The sequence below is a fragment of the Streptomyces stelliscabiei genome, assembly GCF_014873495.1.
Taxonomy (GTDB): domain Bacteria; phylum Actinomycetota; class Actinomycetes; order Streptomycetales; family Streptomycetaceae; genus Streptomyces; species Streptomyces bottropensis.
Genome location: NZ_JADBGF010000001.1, coordinates 2,117,993 through 2,134,375, shown reverse-complemented (window position 1 = coordinate 2,134,375; position 16,383 = coordinate 2,117,993). Strand labels below are relative to the sequence as shown.

The window sequence follows — 16,383 nt, the reverse complement described above, 5'->3', positions numbered from 1 at the left end:
TTTTACTGATCTCATGACCACGACGAGCTGCCGCACCCTTGCGACCGAGGCGACGATGACGCCCGGTGCTCGTTGTATGTGTCGAATGTGCGCCTTCTAGAAGGCCCCGCACGCCCTCGCGCGTGACGGACCGAGCCCCCGCGCGCATGTTCTCCCCCGGTTCCCTCGCCACCGCGAGAACCGTGTCGCGTCCCTGACAGCCTGCACCCGTGCCCGGGCACACCCACGCCCCCGCACACGACAGTGACGGAAATCCAGTGATCACCACATCGGGCCTGACCAAGGTCTACCGAGGTCGCGGCCGCGAGACGACCGCCCTCGACGGCGTCGATCTCCATGTACGCGAGGGCGAGGTGTACGGCGTGATCGGCCAGTCCGGCGCCGGCAAGTCCTCGCTGATCCGCTGCGTCAACCTCCTCGAACGCCCCACCTCCGGCACCGTGACCGTCGCGGGCCGCGACCTGACCGCCCTGGCCGGCCGCGGCCCCCGCGCCGGCCGGGAACTCCGCCGGGCGCGCAGCCGTATCGGCATGGTCTTCCAGCACTTCAACCTGCTGTCCACCCGCACGGTCCAGGACAACATCGAGCTTCCGCTCGACATCCTCGGCAGGTCCGGCAAGGAGCGGTCCCGCAAGGCCCTGGAACTGCTCGACCTCGTCGGCCTGGCCGACAAGGCCAAGGCCTACCCGGCCCAGCTCTCCGGCGGCCAGAAGCAGCGCGTCGGCATCGCCCGCGCGCTGGCCGGCGACCCCGAGGTGCTCCTCTCCGACGAGGCCACCAGTGCCCTCGACCCCGAGACCACCCGCTCGATCCTGGCCCTGCTGCGCGACCTGAACCGCCAACTCGGCCTGACCGTCCTGCTCATCACGCACGAGATGGACGTCGTCAAGACCGTCTGCGACTCGGCCGCCCTCATGGAGAAGGGCCGGATCGTCGAGTCCGGCACGGTCGGCGAACTGCTCGCCACCCCCGACTCCGCCCTGGCCGCCGCCCTCTTCCCGGTGGGCGGCGAGGCCACCGGCGAGGACCGCACGGTCGTCGACGTCACCTTCCAGGGCGAGGCCGCGACCCAGCCGGTCGTCTCCCGCCTGTCCCGCACGTACAACATCGACATCTCGATCCTCGGCGCCGCCATCGACACCGTCGGCGGCCTCCAGATCGGCCGGATGCGCCTGGAACTGCCCGGACGCTACGAGGACAACGTCGTCCCCCTCGGCTTCCTGCGCGAGCAGGGCCTGCGCGTCGACGTGGTCGGCCGGGACGCCCAGGCCTCCACGCCGGTGAAGGAGGGTGCCAAGTGACCTGGGACGAGATGCGTCCCCTGCTGGAGCAGGCGTGCGGGGACACCTTCTACATGGTCGGCTGGTCCACGCTCATCGCGGTCGCCGGCGGACTCCCGCTCGGCATCCTGCTCGTCCTCACGGACCGGGACGGGCTGCTGCGCAACGTCCTCGCCAACAAGGTCATCGGGCAGATCGTGAACGTCGCCCGCTCGATGCCCTTCATCATCCTGATGGTCGCGCTGATGGGCTTCACCCGCTGGGTCACCGGCTCGACCATCGGCCGTGAGGCCGCCATCGTGCCGCTCGCCATCGGCGCGATCCCGTTCTTCGCGCGTCTGGTCGAGACGGCCGTCCGCGAAGTGGACCACGGGCTCGTCGAAGCCGTGCAGGCCATGGGCGGCAACACCTGGACCGTCGTCCGCCGGGTCCTCGTCCCCGAGTCCCTGCCGTCGCTGATCTCCTCGGCCACCACGACCGTCGTCGCCCTCATCGGCTACTCCGCCATGGCCGGCACCGTCGGCGCGGGCGGCCTCGGCGACATCGCCATCCGGTACGGCTACCAGCGTTTCGAGACCGAACTGATGTGGATCACCGTGGCGGTCCTCGCCGTCGTCATCTCCGCCGTCCAGTTCGCCGGCGACTACGCGGCCCGTGCCCTGCACCGGCGCGGCGGGCGGTCCTCGGCCGCACCCGTCCTGCGGCTGCTGAGGACCGGGGCCGCCACGACAGAGGCCACCCCGACAGAAGCCACCAAGGCATAGCCCCGGCCCCGGTACGCCGGGCATCCGACAGATTTCCCGTCCCACCCAAGACGGGACAGCTCCGCCCAAAAGGAAAGGCACTTTTCGTGCGTAACACCACCAAGTTCACCACCGCCCTTCTCGCCGCCGGGGCCCTCACCCTCGGGCTCACCGCCTGCGGCGCGGACAAGGACGACAACGCGTCCGACACGAGCGGCCCGCTGGTGGTCGCCGCCAGCCCGACCCCGCACGCGGACATCCTCGGCTTCGTGAAGGACCATCTGGCGAAGGACGCGGGCCTGGAGCTGGAGGTCAAGGAGTTCAGCGACTACGTCCTGCAGAACCCGGCGACGCAGGACGGGTCCGTCGACGCCAACTACTTCCAGAACCAGCCGTACCTCGACGACTACAACAAGAAGAACGGCACCAGCATCGTGCCCGTCGTCACGGTCCACCTGGAACCGCTCGGCCTCTACTCCCACAAGGTCAAGAGCAAGGACGGCCTCAAGAGCGGCGCGACCATCGCCGTACCCAACGACACGGTCAACGAGGCGCGTGCCCTCAAGCTCCTCGACTCCGCCGGGATCATCACGCTCAAGGAGGGCGTCGGCACCGACGCGACCCCCGCCGACATCACCGCGAATCCGAAGAAGCTCACGTTCAAGGAACTGGAGGCGGCCCAGACCCCGCGCTCCCTGGACGACGTCGACGCCGCGGTGATCAACGGCAACTACGCCCTCGAAGCGGACCTCTCGCCCGCCGACGACGCCCTCGCCGTCGAGCCCGCCAAGAACAACCCGAACGGCAACTTCCTCGCCGTCAAGGAGGGCAACGAGGACGACCCGCGCGTGAAGAAGCTCGCCAAGCTCCTCACCTCCGACGAGGTACGGAAGTTCATCGAGGACAAGTGGAGCAACGGCTCCGTCCTCCCGTCCTTCTGACAGCTCCGCCGGCCGGCTCACCGGCACGTATACGGCGTATCGCCACGCATGGGGTCCGCTCCCTCACCGGGTGGGGGTACCCCCACGCCCTTTGGGCAGTGGGGGAGGGCCCCGTGGTGCGATTGAGTGCTTACATGCTGCATGCTGGGCAGTTCGGCAGGCTCTCAAAGTTTTCGAGCGTTACGGAGCGGCGCATGACGAGCACCTTTCCCGACATCTCCATCAACACGGATCGGTTGGTTCTGCGCCCGTTCGACGAGGACGACATCCAGGCGTTCACCGAGATGATGAACGACGAACAGGTGATGGCCTGGACCGATGTCCCGCAGCCCTTCACCGAACGCGAGGCGCGTACCTGGATCGCCGAGTACGCGCCCACCGAACGCACCTCGGGACGCGGCCTCGACCTCGCGGTCACCGAGTTCCTCACCCAGCGCCTGGTCGGCGTCATCCAGTTGACGAAAACTGACTGGCACGTGCGTGCGACGGAACTCTCGTACGTGGTCGCCCCCTGGGCCCGCGGCGAGGGCTACGCCTCCGAGGCCGCCCTCGCCACCGCCCAATGGCTGTTCCGTGAGCAGAAGTTCGAACGCATCGAGCTGCGCACGGCCGCCGACAACACCGCCTCCCAGCAGGTCGCCCAGAAGATCGGCTGTATCAGCGAGGGCGTGCTGCGCAACGCCTGTATAGCGCGCACCCGCACCGCCGAGGACGGCTGGACCGAGGTCCGCACGGACTTCATCGTCTGGAGCCTCCTCCCGGAGGACATCGAGGGCGTCAGCCAGGAACTGGCCGACAGCGGCGGCTACGGGGCCTACTCGGACTGGAACTGAAACCACTCACGGGCACGCGCGCGGCCGCGAACCCGGCCGCCGGGGCCCACGGCGTCACCAGGTAGTCTCACGGGACCCCGTGCGGGCATTCCCGACGACCTGCGAAGACCCTCTGGAGACTGACGACGATGGCCGACCGGGTCACGGTGATCGGCTGGGACGGCTCCCCCCTGACCGCCGCGGCACGCTCCGCCCTCGCCGCCGCCACACTGGTGGCCGGTGCGGCCCACCACCTCGCACTGCCCGAGGTGCCCCCGCCCGCCGAACGCATCCGTCTCGGCAGCGTCGCCCTCGCCGCCCGTCGCATCGCCGGCCATCGGGGCACCGCCGTGGTTTTCGCCGACGGCGACCCGGGCTTCTTCGGTGTCGTGCGCACTCTCAGGTCCCCCGAGTTCGGCCTGGAGGTCGAGGTCGTCCCCGGCGTCTCCTCCGTGGCCGCCGCCTTCGCCCGCGCGGGCATGCCCTGGGACGACGCGGAGGTCGTCGTCGCCCACCGCCGTACGCTGCGCCGCGCGGTGAACGTGTGCCGCGCCCACACCAAGGTCGCCGTCCTCACCTCACCCGGCGCCGGCCCCGCCGAACTCGGCCTGCTCCTCGACGGAGTGCACCGCACCTTCGTGGTCTGCGAGGAACTCGGCACGGAACGCGAGCGGGTCACCGTCCTCACCTCCGACAAGGCCGTCGACCGCACCTGGCGCGACCCCAACCTCGTCATCGTCATCGGCGGCCACGCGAGCGCGGCCGAGGGCGGCGGCTGGCTCGCCGGGCGCGACCCCGGTGGCGGACCGCGCGGCTGGGCCCTGCCCTCCGCCGTCTACGGCGGCGCCCTGGGCGAGGGCGAGGCCGAACTGCTGCGCTCCTCCCAACTGGCCCGCCTCGGACCGCGCGTGGGCGACCTCGTCTGGGACATCGGCTCCGGCAGCGGCGCCTTCGCCACCGAGGCCGCCCGCTGCGGCGCCGCCGTCATCGCCGTCGACCGCGACCCGGAGGCCTGCGGCCGCACGACCCTGGCCGCCCGCCGCTTCGGCGTCCAGCTCCAGGTGGTCCACGGCGCCGCCCCGCACGTCCTGGAGAATCTCCCCGAACCCGACGTCGTACGTGTCGGCGGCGGGGGAGCGGCCGTGGTCTCCGCCGTCGCCGACCGCCGCCCCCGGTGCATCGTCACCCACGCCCTGACGCGCCCCGCCGCCGAGCGTGTGGGACGGGACCTGAACGAGCACGGGTACGAGGTCCGCTGCGACTTCGTCCAGTCCGTGGAACTCGATACAAGGGCCTGGACGGAGCGGGAACGAAGCGTCGCCTTCCTGCTCAGCGGGACCCTGCCCGAACGTTCCCTGTGATCCGGTTGTCGTACCGGCGCGGTAAGCTGGCCGACTGTTGTACCGCACTTCGACATCCGGCACTTCGTCGGTCAATGTCCTAAAAGCACGCCCGTTTTGAGGGCGTGTGTGGTACGGCGAAACGGGGAGGACGCGCAACGTGGCGCAGTCCACAGCGGACCGGCGCGGATCAAGCTGTCGCGACGGGGGGACGACCGGGACAATGGCCCTTCAATGGCTTTGTCGACATGCAGCCGGGTCGTCACGTGCCGCTGGGCACGCACGCTCGTTCTCCACAGTGGGGCGGTAGGTGCGCCGTCCCGGGCCAGCTGGCATGGAGGCACTAACCGATGGGCGAGGGGTACGCATGACCGACACCGGCCAGGTCCCGGGCGAGGGACTGCCGGAGAGCGCAGGCATGGTGGAGCAGCCGGGCGTCCCTGCGCCGGGTGCGTACACCTACCTCTCCGAGACCGCCGCCGAGGACGAAGACCTTCTGCTGCCGGGTGCCCAGGGCGCGTGGGGCAACGAGATGCCGCCGCCCGCCCCCGAGCCCGTCGTCCAGGTCGTCCACGAACCCGTCGTCCACGAGCCGGGCCCGCACGAGATGTCCGGCCGGGACAGCGGCTCGCTCGACCTCGGCGCCGTCCGTACGCCGGTCGCGACCCCCGTCCCGCAGCCGCCGGTGGCCCGTCGGCCGCTGCATCTCGGCCCGCCGACCCCCGACGCCTCCGCCAGCCCTGTCCGCTCCCTCGCCGACCGAGGCCCGGCCGGCGCCCCCGTCCCGCCCGGCGCCGGGCGCCACTCCGGCCCGCCCACCATGGGCCCCGAGTACCTCGACGTGCCCCAGCAGCCCGTGTCGCAGTGGGTCGGCGCCCCTGCCCAGGCCGCCCCCGGGGTCGTCGCCGGGGGAGCGGCCGCAGAAACGGTCGTTCCGCAGGAGGCGCAGCTTTCCGTGGCGGTGGCGGAGACACCGCTGAGCGAGGAGGCGTCGCAGTCCGCCGACGCGCCGGAGGAGATCCAGGACGCCGAGGCCCTGCACCAGGCCCAGGACGCCGCGTACGCCCTGGCCCAGGAGGCCGCGGCCGCGCAGTTCCGCAACCCGGAGGCCGTGGGGACGCCGGTCGCCGCGCAGTTCCGGGCCCCGGAGGCGGTCGAGCCCCGGCCTCAGGCCCCGGAGGTCCCGGAGGCCGTGGACGCGCCGGTCGCCGCCGGGGAGCAGCTGCCCGGTGAGGCCGAGGCGCCTGCCGCCGAGCAGGCCGAGGTCTCAGAGGCGCCCGAGGCGCAGACTCACGCCCCGGAGGCGGCCGAAGCACCGGCCCCCGTCGAGACCGAGGTGGCGGAGGCGGTCGAGGTGCCGGAACCGGCCGAGGTGCCGGCTGCTGTGCAGGAAGAGGCGGCCCCCGAGGCCGCCGACGAGCCTCCGGCCCCCGAGGCCGCCGAGATCGTGTCCGGCGCCGAGCACCCGCAGGCCGTGGCTCCGCCAGAGGTGGCTCCGCAGGCCACCGAGCCGGTGGAGGCGGCACCCGAGACGCAGGCCTTCGAGGAGGCCGCGCCCGTCGACCCGGCCGAGCAGATGCCGGACGCGGCGGCCGTCCCTCCGGTCGCCCAGGACTCCGAGCCGGCCCCGGCCCGGACCGTCGCCGAGCCCCAGGGCCTCCCTCAGGTCCCGCAGGTCCCGCAGGAGCCCGAGGCGGCCACCGAGCCCGCCGACGCGTCCGCTCCGGCCGCGCTCGACGAGGCGGAGACGCTGCCGCAGGCGGACCCCGCCGGGCCCGCGGTGTCCGTAGCGCCCGTACCGACCGACGAGCCCGTACCGACCGACGAGGCCGTGGCGGAGGACGTGATCGAGGCGCAGGACGCCGAGCAGCCCGCCGCCCCCGGGCCGCAGGCGCCGACCGCGGCCGACGCCCAGACGGCCCCCGCCACGCCGGCCGAGGAGCCCCCCGCTTCCCCGCAGGAGCCCGCCGCCGAGGACGTCACGGACACCGCTGCGGAGCCCGCCCCCGCGCAGGAGCCCCGGCAGGCGGCGGAGCCGCCCGTCGCCGAGGAGCCCCAGCAGCTCACGGAGACCGCGGCGGTCCCGACGCCGGACGTCCCCACGGGGGGCGCGCTCGAAACCGGAGCCATGGACGACTCCCAGCCGCTGGAGCCCGTACATTCGGAGCCCGAGTCCGTACCGCAGGACCCGCAGGCCACCGAGCCGGTCGCACTCGTCGCGGACCAGGACCAGGACCAGACCGAGCACCGGGCCGAGGCCCAGGACCGCAGCGAGCAGGACGACCAGGACCGGAACGAGGAAGCGGAGCAGTCGCCAGCCGAACAGGCCGCCGCCGACACCGTTCCGCAGCCGGAGACCCCGCAGTCACCCGTCCCCGCCGAAGCCGTCGTCGAGCCCGAGGTCACGGAGGTGAACGCAGCGGACCGGCCGGCCGACACCACGGATCCCCAGGATCCCGCCCCTTCGGACGAGGTGACCGTCGAAGCTCCGGCCGACCCCGCGGCCGACTCCGTGGCCGTGACCCCCGAGATCGCGGACCCCCCGGCCGCCGAGCCCTCCACGGCCGAGGCCCCGATCCCCGTGGCCGCCGCGATCGACGCCCCTCAGGGCGCGGTGCTCCAGCCCCCGGCCGAGCCCGCGTCGGACACTCCGCTCGCCGGCACCACCGAGGAGCCCGCGCCCGGGACCGGTCCCGGGCGTACGCCGGCCCCGTTCGTGCCCCTCCTCGGCTCCGTGCCGACCGCCCCGCACCCGGCCACGACCCCGCCCCACGCAATGGTGGTCCCGCCGCTGTCGGAGCAGGACCGCCCGACCCCCGTCGCCGCCGAGTTCCCGCCGGCCGAGGGCCAGACGGAACCGGCCGGGACCGGGCCCGCGGTCCCCACGCCCCGGGACTCCGAGGCCGAGACGGTGCTCGTGGCGCAGCCGCACGCGGCGACCGGCGTGAACCCGGACGTCGTCCAGAGCGCCGAGGACCTGGCCACCCGGGCCGCCGACCAGGAGGACGGCGAAGCGCCGGAAGCGGAAGAAGTGGACGCGACAGCCGAAGAGAGCACGGCCCCGGTGGACGAGACAGCCGAAGACGCACCGACGGACGTGCGGGAGGAGGCACGGCAGCCCACGGGCCCGGCCGCGCCGCCCTACGACGACGCCGAACGCGAGGCCGTCCTCAAGGTCATGCGCGAGCGCCGCGACATCCGCAACGGCTTCCGCAGCGACCCGATCCCGCACGACGTGCTGCTCCGCGTCCTGGAGGCCGCCCACACGGCACCCTCCGTCGGCCACTCGCAGCCCTGGGACTTCGTCGTCATCCGGTCCGCCGAGACGCGCCGCACGATGCACGAACTCGCCCAGCGCCAGCGCGAGGCGTACGCGAAGTCGCTGCCGAAGGGCCGGGCGAAGCAGTTCAAGGAACTGAAGATCGAGGCGATCCTCGACACCCCGGTCAACATCGTCGTCACCGCCGACCCCACCCGGGGCGGCCGGCACACCCTGGGCCGCCACACCCAGCCGCAGATGGCCCCGTACTCCTCCGCCCTCGCCGTCGAGAACCTCTGGCTCGCGGCCCGCGCCGAGGGCCTCGGCGTCGGCTGGGTCAGCTTCTTCGACGAGCGCGAGATGGTCCGCGCCCTCGGCCTGCCCGAGCACCTGGAGGTCGTGGCGTACCTGTGCGTCGGGTACGTCGACGAGTTCCCGGCGGAGCCCGAGCTGATGCAGGCGGGCTGGGCCAAGCGCCGCCCGCTCTCCTGGGTCGTCCACGAGGAGACGTACGGCCGCCGCGCCCTGCCCGGCGCCGAGCCGCACGACCTGCTCGCCGAGACCGTCGCCGGCATCCGACCGCTGGACGCCAAGGCGCTCGGCGAGGCGTGGGAGCGCCAGAAGCGCATGACCAAGCCGGCCGGCGCCCTCGGCATGCTGGAGATCATCTCCGCCCAGCTGTCCGGCCTGTCCCGGCAGTGCCCGCCGCCCATCCCGGAGCCCGCGGCCGTCGCGATCTTCGCGGGCGACCACGGCGTCCACGCCCAGGGCGTCACCCCTTGGCCCCAGGAGGTGACGGCCCAGATGGTCGCCAACTTCCTGGGCGGGGGAGCCGTCTGCAACGCCTTCGCCGCCCAGGTGGGCGCCGAGGTCTGCGTCGTGGACGTCGGCGTGGCGAGCGACCTCCCGGCCACCCCGGGGCTGCTTCCGCGCAAGATCCGCGCCGGCACGTCCGACATGACCACCGGTCCCGCGATGACCCGCGAAGAGGCCAAGCAGGCCATCGAGGTGGGCATCGAGACGGCCCGCGACCTGGTCGCGGCCGGCAACAAGGCGCTCCTCACGGGCGAGATGGGCATCGCCAACACCACCGCCTCCGCCGCCCTGATCTCCGTCTTCACCGGCGCCGACCCCTCCGAGGTCACCGGCCGGGGTACGGGCATCAACGACGAGACCCTCGCCCGCAAGACCGAGGTCGTACGCCGTGCCATCGAACTGCACGAGCCCGACCCGGCCGACCCCATCGGCGTCCTGGCGGCGATCGGCGGCTTCGAACACGCCGCCATCGTCGGTCTCCTCCTCGGCGGCGCCTCCCTGCGTACGCCGGTGATCCTCGACGGCGTCAGCGCCGGTGCCGCCGCGCTGGTGGCCCGCGCCATCGCCCCCGAGGTCCTCGCCGCCTGCATCGCCGGCCACCGCAGTGCCGAGCCCGGCCATGTGGCCGCCCTGCAGAAACTGGGCCTGCGCCCGCTGGTCGACCTCGACCTCCGCCTCGGCGAGGGCACCGGCGCGCTCCTCGCCCTCCCGGTCGTGCAGAGCGCGGCCAGGGCGATGCACGAGGTGGCGACGTTCGACTCGGCGGGGGTGACCGAGAAGTAGCAGGGGAGGCGGGCGCCGGGCGCGCCACCGGCCCGGGGGCGGTCGCGCCCACCGGCCCGCATCCCGCTCCGGGGGCTCGGCCGGTGGACCTGCTGAGCCCCACTCCCCGTCCGCCCCTTAGAATCCGCACGTCAGGGCACACTCCAAAGCCGCAGTGGCCCGCCTCGCACGCCGCCAGCCCGAGGAGCCGCACCCTCATGGCCGAACACCCCGCCTACCCCGTAGGCCTCCGCCTCACCGGCCGCCGAGTGGTCGTCATCGGCGGCGGCCAGGTCGCCCAACGCCGCCTCCCCGCCCTCATCGCGGCCGGCGCCGACATCGTCCTCGTGTCCCCGAGCGCCACCCCTTCCGTGGAGGCGATGGCGGACGCGGGCGAGCTGACCTGGGAGCGGCGCAGGTACGCGGAGGGCGACCTCGCCGAGGCCTGGTACGTCCTGATCGCCACCGGCGACCCGGTGGCGAACGCCCGCGCGTCCGCCGAGGCGGAGCGCCACCGCATCTGGTGCGTCCGCTCCGACAGCGCGGAGGAGGCCACCGCCTGGACCCCGGCGACCGGCCACAGCGAGGGCGTCACGGTCGCCGTGCTCACCGCCAACGCCCAGGAGCGCGACCCCCGTCACACCGCCGCGATCCGCGACGCGGTCGTCGAGGGCCTGCGGGACGGCACCCTCGTGGCCCCCCACCACCGCACCCGCACCCCCGGTGTCTCCCTCGTCGGCGGCGGCCCCGGCGACCCGGATCTGATCACCGTCCGCGGCCGCCGCCTCCTCGCCGAGGCCGACGTCGTCATCGCCGACCGCCTCGGCCCCCGCGACCTCCTCGCCGAACTCCCGCCGCACGTCGAGGTGATCGACGCGGCGAAGATCCCGTACGGCCGCTTCATGGCCCAGGAGGCCATCAACAACGCGCTGATCGAGCACGCCAAGCAGGGCAAGTCGGTCGTGCGCCTCAAGGGCGGCGACCCGTACGTGTTCGGCCGCGGCATGGAGGAACTGCACGCGCTCGCCGAGGCCGGCATCCCGTGCACGGTCGTCCCCGGCATCTCCAGTTCGATCTCCGTCCCGAGCGCGGCCGGCATCCCGGTCACCCACCGGGGTGTCGCTCACGAGTTCACCGTGGTCAGCGGCCATGTGGCCCCCGACGACGAGCGCTCCCTCGTCGACTGGCCCGCCCTCGCCCGGCTGACCGGCACCCTGGTGATCCTCATGGGCGTCGACAAGATCGGCCGGATCGCCGAGACCCTGGTGGCGCACGGGAAGTCCCCGGACACCCCGGTCGCCCTGGTCCAGGAGGGCACCACGGCCGCCCAGCGCCGGGTGGACGCCACCCTCGCCACGGTCGCCGAGACGGTGCGTACGCAAGGGGTCAAGCCGCCGGCCGTCATCGTGATCGGCGAGGTCGTGAAGGTGGGGCCCGGGACGGACGCGTGACACCCGGGCGACGACCCCGGACCGTGCGGGAGCGGAACCGTAACCACCGGTAACCCGACCCGTCCCCAGCCGTTGGCACCACACCCAGGACAAGGCAGTATCACCCTGTGGCCGATCTCATCACCGTTGACGACCCCGACGACCCGCGCCTGCGCGACTACACCGGCCTGACCGACGTGGAGCTGCGCCGACGGCGCGAGCCCGCCGAGGGCCTGTTCATCGCCGAGGGCGAGAAGGTCATCAGACGGGCCAAGGAAGCCGGCTACGAGATGCGCTCCATGCTGCTCTCCGCCAAGTGGGTCGACCTCATGCGCGACGTCATCGACGAACTCCCGGCCCCCGTCTACGCGGTCAGCCCCGAACTCGCCGAACAGGTCACCGGGTACCACGTGCACCGGGGCGCCCTCGCCTCGATGCAGCGCAGGCCCCTGCCGACGGCCGACCAACTCCTCGGCGCCGCCCGCCGGGTCGTCATCATGGAGTCGGTCAACGACCACACCAACATCGGCGCGATCTTCCGCTCGGCCGCCGCCCTCGGCATGGACGCGGTCCTGCTCTCCCCGGACTGCGCCGACCCGCTCTACCGCCGCAGCGTCAAGGTCTCCATGGGCGCGGTCTTCTCCGTGCCCTACGCCCGCCTGGACGCCTGGCCCAAGGGTCTCGACGCGGTCCGCGACGCCGGCTTCACCCTGCTCGCCCTCACCCCGGACGAGAAGGCGAAGTCCCTCGACGAGACCGCCCCGCACCGCATGGACCGCGTCGCCCTGATGCTCGGCGCCGAGGGAGACGGCCTCTCCACCAAGGCCCTCATGTCCGCCGACGAATGGGTCCGCATCCCCATGGCCCACGGAGTCGACTCCCTCAACGTGGGCGCGGCGGCGGCCGTGGCCTTCTACGCGGTGGCGACGGGACGGCCGCAGAACTAGCGCCCCGGCCCGGGTCCTAGGGGACCGGGGCCGACCCCGCCGAACCCCCGGCGTCCCGCTCCACGACCGGCTGCTCCTGGCGGACGCCGTCACCGAGTCCCCGGGACGGCCCCTGGCATCCCTGCGCCGTGGCGATCCCGAGTGCGGCGAGCAACGTCACCACGACGAACACGAAGAGCCGCTGCCGCAGCAGCCGCGGATTGGCGGGCCGTCGCCCGGTCCCGTTGGTCCGGGGCCCCGGCCGTGCCGCGCCACTGCGCGCAGCGGGCCGCTTCCCGGAGCCCGTGGTGTTGCGCGGTGGCAGGGGGCGAGCCCCCGAACGCGCACCGCCGGCCCCCGTCCGCGCCCCGCTCCCACCCGTCCGGGGGCCGCCCCCGGTCCGGGGAACCGGTGTACCGGCCGTGCCCGGCCTGCCGGGCTGTGTCCCCCGCGGCTCCGGCGGCTGGCGCAGGGTGCGCTGTTCGACGTACTGCTCCGCGAGCCGCCCCGAGGAACGGTCCGGATCCGTGCGCGGCGCGGGCGGTCGCATGTCGGACAGGCCCTGTGCCTCGCGGGCGGCGATCTCCTTGAGCCGCAGCGACAGTTGCAGCGTGCTGGGCCGCTCCTCCGGGTCCTTCGCCAGACAGGCGCGGACGAGGGGGGCGAGCGCGTCGGGCACCCCGCGCAGCTGCGCCTCCTCGTGCACCACCCGGTAGAGCATGACCTCCGAACTGCCGTGTCCGAAGGGCGAGTCGGCGGTCGCCGCGTAGGCGAGCGTGGCGCCGAGGGAGAAGACGTCGGTGGCCGGCGTGACGGCTGCCCCGCGCACCTGTTCGGGCGCCAGGAAGCCGGGCGACCCCACGGCCGTACCGACATGGGTCAGGGTCGAGGCCCCGGTCGCCCACGCGATGCCGAAGTCGATGATCCGCGGCCCCTTGGGGGACAGCAGGATGTTGGAGGGCTTGAGATCACGGTGTACGACACCGGCCTCGTGCACGGCCACGAGCCCCTCGGAGAGGGCGGCGCCGACGGAGGCCACGTCGGCGGCCGACATGGGCCCCTCATCGGCGACCTTGTCGTGCAGCGAGGGCCCCGGCACGTACTGCGTGGCGAACCACGGCCGGTCCGCGTCCAGATCGGCGGCGACCAGCCGGGCCGTGCACCCGCCCCTGATCCGCCGCGCCGCCGACACCTCGCGCGCGAACCGGGACCGGAACTCCTGATCCTCCGCCAGGTCCGGCCGGATGACCTTGAGCGCGACTCGCTGTCCGCGCCGGTCGGAGCCCAGGTAGACGACGCCCATTCCCCCCGCGCCGAGCCGTCTGTGGATCCTGAACGAGCCGACGACGCGCGGGTCCTCGCGCCTCAGGCGCATCATCGCCATGTTCATCCCCGCTGCCCGTTCCGTCTGACGAGCCACAGCTTACGTTTCCACGGCCGGGCGTGCGCAGAGGCCGCGCCCTCACGACCCGACGGATTGTCAGTGCCGAATGAGAAACTTGAAGAGGAGTCAGGGAACAGGAGTTCGGGGCGTTGTTGGGCTCCCCTTGATCCCAACCAGCCACCGCAGAAGGGGGATTGAACCCGTGAAGGGTGACCGAGTGGAGATCGTCGTGGACGCCGGGGACACGACGCGCACGTACGAGGTGATCGCGAGCAGGGCGGGCCGCCGGGTGGAGACGGCGGTGCGACGGGGCGTGGTGGAAGTGAGCGAAGTCACCCGGAACGGCTCCGTGGTGCGGACGGCCCGGTTCATGGCGAACCGGGTCCTCGCGCTGGTCGAGCAGCCGGTGCCCCGCGAGGACGGCTCGGAGCGGAACGGGTAGCAGATGGGGCAGACCGGGCGTCCCCTCCGGGAAGACCCCGAGACCTGGGACCCCGTCTCCACCCTGGGGAGTACACCGAGGGTCCTCGCTCATCCTCCGGGAGGCCCGGCAATCGGTACGAGGGCATGACGACCCCGATCCGCCACCCGCCTAGATTTGAGGTCAAGCGGCGGGTGCAGCACTCGTCCCCCGAGGTCAGACACCCGCCGCTGCCAACGGCAAGCACCACCGACAAGAAGGTCAGAGGAGGGACCATGGCCCACACGGCACCGCGGACCGCGATCCGCACACGGGAGCGCAGGACGTTCACCGCCGACCGCCGTCCGGGCCGTCGTCACCCCTTGGTGGCGACCGCGATGGTCCTCCCTCTGGCGGCCCTGCTCGTGTACGCCTTCGGCGGCTGGGAAGCAGTGGTCACACAAGCGTCGTCCGTGGGTGTGATGCTGGGGCGCTGAGCGGCGACCCCAGGCCCGGAAGAGCGGTCCGGGCGGGGACATCCATCCATGAAACCCCGTGGGGACGGGGGTGCGGCGGACGGCAAAAGACGCCCGCGCAGCTGGGGAGCTGCGCGGGCGTTGTCTTTTCCGGATCCCCGCCGAGGGCACTCGTGCCGACGAGGGAGGGCGGGCACGACGGCTTCTCGTGACCACCGGGCCCGGAATCCTCTCCCGGGCCCTCCGGCCGGGCGCACCGGGACCGTAGGCTCAGGTGCAGCGCCGTAGCCGAGCAGGGGGACCCCATGACGACCACAGCCGACGCCGGCGTGCTCCCCGCCCTCAGGGCCAGGGTGCGCGGCACGGCCCACCCCGGTTCCGCCCCCTGTTCCCACCCGGACTCGGTCCTCGCGGAACGCCCCGACGGCACGGTCGTCCGTCACGCCGACACCGTGGCCAAGGCGCACGCCCCCGGCACCGACCCCGCCCACCTGACCCTCCGCCTGACCGTCGCCGCGGCCCACCCGGACACCCTGCTCGCCCCGCTCCGCCCGACCCCGGCAGCCCTCCACGACCGTCTCGTCACGTTCTGGCCGTACGGCACCCCGGTCGACCCCGAGGCCCCGGAGGCCGCTCCCTGGGAGGCGGCGGCCACCCTCCTCGCCCGCCTCCACCGGCAGCAGCCGCCGCCGGGCCTGCCGCCCATGCGCGGCCCGGCCAAGGCCGCCCAGGCCGTCGCCCGCCTCGAAGCCACCGCACCCCACCACCCCGCCACGCCCTCGGTACTGCGCGCCTGGCGCACCCTTCCCGCCTGGGCCAGGGCCGAGGCCCCCATGCCCGGCACGGGCACCCTCTGCCACGGCGATCTGCACCTCGGCCAGCTCGTCCGGCATCCGGCGGGCACAGGCCCCTGGCGGCTCATCGACGTCGACGACCTGGGCGTGGGCGTCCCCGCCTGGGACCTCGCCCGCCCCGCCGCCTGGTACGCCTGCGGCCTCCTCCTGCCCGAGGAGTGGACCCGCTTCCTGAGCGCCTACCGGGGGGCCGGCGGCCCCGCGGTCCCCGCGCACGGCGACCCCTGGCCGGTACTGGACGTGCCGGCCCGGGCACTCACCGTGCAGACCGCGGCCCTGGCGCTCGCGAAGTCCACGGCGGCCGGCCGGCCCCTCGACGACGCGCAGCGGTCCGTTGTGGACGCATGTGACCGAATGAGTGGCATCCCGCCGGAGTTGGACGGCCCTTTCCCGAAGTAGGGTGCAACCGACCGCGGCCGGACAGTGTCTGTCCAGGCGTAACGCGAAGCAGGACCGAACGCCGAGGAGTTGATCCGAACCATGCACATGCAGTGTCCCAAGTGCCATGCGCCGATGCACACCTACAACCGCAGTGGCGTCCAGATCGAGCAGTGCAGCGGCTGCCGGGGGATCTTCCTCGACTACGGCGAGCTGGAGGCACTGACCCGCATGGAGGGCCAGTGGGGCGGCGGCCCGGCCGTTCCCCCGCCGCCGGCTGCTCCGCAGTACCCCTCGGGCGGCGGTCACAACGCTCCCGCCTGGGGCGCTCAGCACGGGGGTCACCACGGCGGCCACCACGGGGGTCACGGCCACCACAACCGCGGCTTCGGTCACATGCTGTTCTCCAGCTGAGCCCCGCGCGGGGTGCGTCCGCGCCCTGCGCACGACGAAGCCCCCGGCCGTACGAGACGGCCGGGGGCTCGGTGCGTGTGGACGATACTGGGATTGAACCAGTGACCTCTTCCGTGTCAGGGAAGCGCTCTCCCGCTGAGCTAATCGTCCTCGGGATCACAGCACCAC

General features: G+C 73.3%; 13 protein-coding genes and 1 tRNA gene. 12 read left to right on the top strand and 2 right to left on the bottom strand.

Going from position 1 to position 16,383, the window contains the following annotated elements; all coding sequences use genetic code 11:
- Positions 1-257 precede the first annotated feature (257 nt).
- The 8 genes from H4687_RS09295 to H4687_RS09260 all read left to right on the top strand — a co-directional run bounded on the left by H4687_RS09295 (position 258) and on the right by H4687_RS09260 (position 12,330).
- Complete coding sequence (locus tag H4687_RS09295) at positions 258-1,301, top strand: methionine ABC transporter ATP-binding protein (RefSeq protein ID WP_046919561.1); 1,044 nt, start codon at positions 258-260, stop codon at positions 1,299-1,301.
- Positions 1,298-2,044, top strand: coding sequence for a methionine ABC transporter permease (locus tag H4687_RS09290; protein ID WP_046919562.1), 747 nt, complete (start codon positions 1,298-1,300; stop codon positions 2,042-2,044). The genes H4687_RS09295 and H4687_RS09290 overlap by 4 nt, the downstream gene beginning before the upstream one ends.
- An 86-nt stretch (positions 2,045-2,130) precedes the next feature.
- A complete protein-coding gene (locus tag H4687_RS09285; RefSeq protein ID WP_046919563.1) occupies positions 2,131-2,964 on the top strand; it encodes a MetQ/NlpA family ABC transporter substrate-binding protein in 834 nt (277 codons plus the stop codon).
- A 194-nt stretch (positions 2,965-3,158) separates the two neighbouring features.
- Entirely contained in the window at positions 3,159-3,797 is a 639-nt protein-coding gene (locus H4687_RS09280; protein WP_046919564.1) for a GNAT family N-acetyltransferase, read from the top strand.
- Between the two features lie 128 nt (positions 3,798-3,925).
- On the top strand, positions 3,926-5,137 hold the full coding sequence (cbiE, locus tag H4687_RS09275; RefSeq protein ID WP_046919565.1) for a precorrin-6y C5,15-methyltransferase (decarboxylating) subunit CbiE: 1,212 nt from the start codon (positions 3,926-3,928) through the stop codon (positions 5,135-5,137).
- 346 nt (positions 5,138-5,483) lie between these two features.
- Positions 5,484-9,974 carry a nicotinate-nucleotide--dimethylbenzimidazole phosphoribosyltransferase gene (gene cobT, locus H4687_RS09270; RefSeq protein ID WP_050398525.1) on the top strand — a complete coding sequence of 1,497 codons (4,491 nt, stop codon included), beginning with the start codon at positions 5,484-5,486 and terminating at the stop codon, positions 9,972-9,974.
- Between the two features lie 197 nt (positions 9,975-10,171).
- Positions 10,172-11,404, top strand: a complete 1,233-nt coding sequence (gene cobA, locus H4687_RS09265; protein WP_046917959.1) for a uroporphyrinogen-III C-methyltransferase — start codon at positions 10,172-10,174, stop codon at positions 11,402-11,404.
- A 107-nt stretch (positions 11,405-11,511) separates the two neighbouring features.
- Entirely contained in the window at positions 11,512-12,330 is an 819-nt protein-coding gene (locus H4687_RS09260) for a TrmH family RNA methyltransferase (protein WP_046917958.1), read from the top strand.
- 16 nt (positions 12,331-12,346) lie between these two features.
- Here H4687_RS09260 and H4687_RS09255 read toward each other — a convergent pair whose 3' ends face one another.
- Entirely contained in the window at positions 12,347-13,699 is a 1,353-nt protein-coding gene (locus H4687_RS09255) for a serine/threonine-protein kinase (RefSeq protein WP_046917957.1), read from the bottom strand.
- A 196-nt stretch (positions 13,700-13,895) separates the two neighbouring features.
- Here H4687_RS09255 and H4687_RS09250 point away from each other — a divergent pair, with 196 nt between their 5' ends.
- The 4 genes from H4687_RS09250 (at position 13,896) to H4687_RS09235 (ending at position 16,215) form a co-directional block, all read left to right on the top strand.
- A complete protein-coding gene (locus tag H4687_RS09250; protein WP_028796681.1) occupies positions 13,896-14,135 on the top strand; it encodes a hypothetical protein in 240 nt (79 codons plus the stop codon).
- A gap of 254 nt (positions 14,136-14,389) precedes the next feature.
- Positions 14,390-14,590, top strand: a complete 201-nt coding sequence (locus H4687_RS09245) for a hypothetical protein (protein WP_020114444.1) — start codon at positions 14,390-14,392, stop codon at positions 14,588-14,590.
- A gap of 284 nt (positions 14,591-14,874) precedes the next feature.
- Positions 14,875-15,822: a phosphotransferase family protein gene (locus H4687_RS09240; protein WP_050398526.1), complete on the top strand. Its 948-nt coding sequence runs from the start codon at positions 14,875-14,877 to the stop codon at positions 15,820-15,822.
- Between the two features lie 87 nt (positions 15,823-15,909).
- The gene (locus H4687_RS09235) at positions 15,910-16,215 is read left to right on the top strand and encodes a TFIIB-type zinc ribbon-containing protein (protein ID WP_046916964.1); all 306 of its coding nucleotides are present in this window, start codon (positions 15,910-15,912) and stop codon (positions 16,213-16,215) included.
- A gap of 78 nt (positions 16,216-16,293) precedes the next feature.
- On the opposite strand, the gene H4687_RS09230 is transcribed toward H4687_RS09235, so the two are convergent.
- Positions 16,294-16,365: transfer RNA gene (locus H4687_RS09230), tRNA-Val, on the bottom strand.
- Positions 16,366-16,383: the final 18 nt, after the last annotated feature.

Bases quoted from the DNA above. Each gene is read 5' to 3' on its own strand.
- H4687_RS09280 (WP_046919564.1), top strand. From the start codon at position 3,159: ATGACGAGCACCTTTCCCGACATCTCCATCAACACGGATCGGTTGGTT.
- cbiE (WP_046919565.1), top strand. From the start codon at position 3,926: ATGGCCGACCGGGTCACGGTGATCGGCTGGGACGGCTCCCCCCTGACC.
- cobT (WP_050398525.1), top strand. From the start codon at position 5,484: ATGACCGACACCGGCCAGGTCCCGGGCGAGGGACTGCCGGAGAGCGCA.
- cobA (WP_046917959.1), top strand. From the start codon at position 10,172: ATGGCCGAACACCCCGCCTACCCCGTAGGCCTCCGCCTCACCGGCCGC.
- H4687_RS09255 (WP_046917957.1), bottom strand. From the start codon at position 13,699: ATGAACATGGCGATGATGCGCCTGAGGCGCGAGGACCCGCGCGTCGTC.
- H4687_RS09245 (WP_020114444.1), top strand. From the start codon at position 14,390: ATGGCCCACACGGCACCGCGGACCGCGATCCGCACACGGGAGCGCAGG.
- H4687_RS09240 (WP_050398526.1), top strand. From the start codon at position 14,875: ATGACGACCACAGCCGACGCCGGCGTGCTCCCCGCCCTCAGGGCCAGG.
- H4687_RS09235 (WP_046916964.1), top strand. From the start codon at position 15,910: ATGCAGTGTCCCAAGTGCCATGCGCCGATGCACACCTACAACCGCAGT.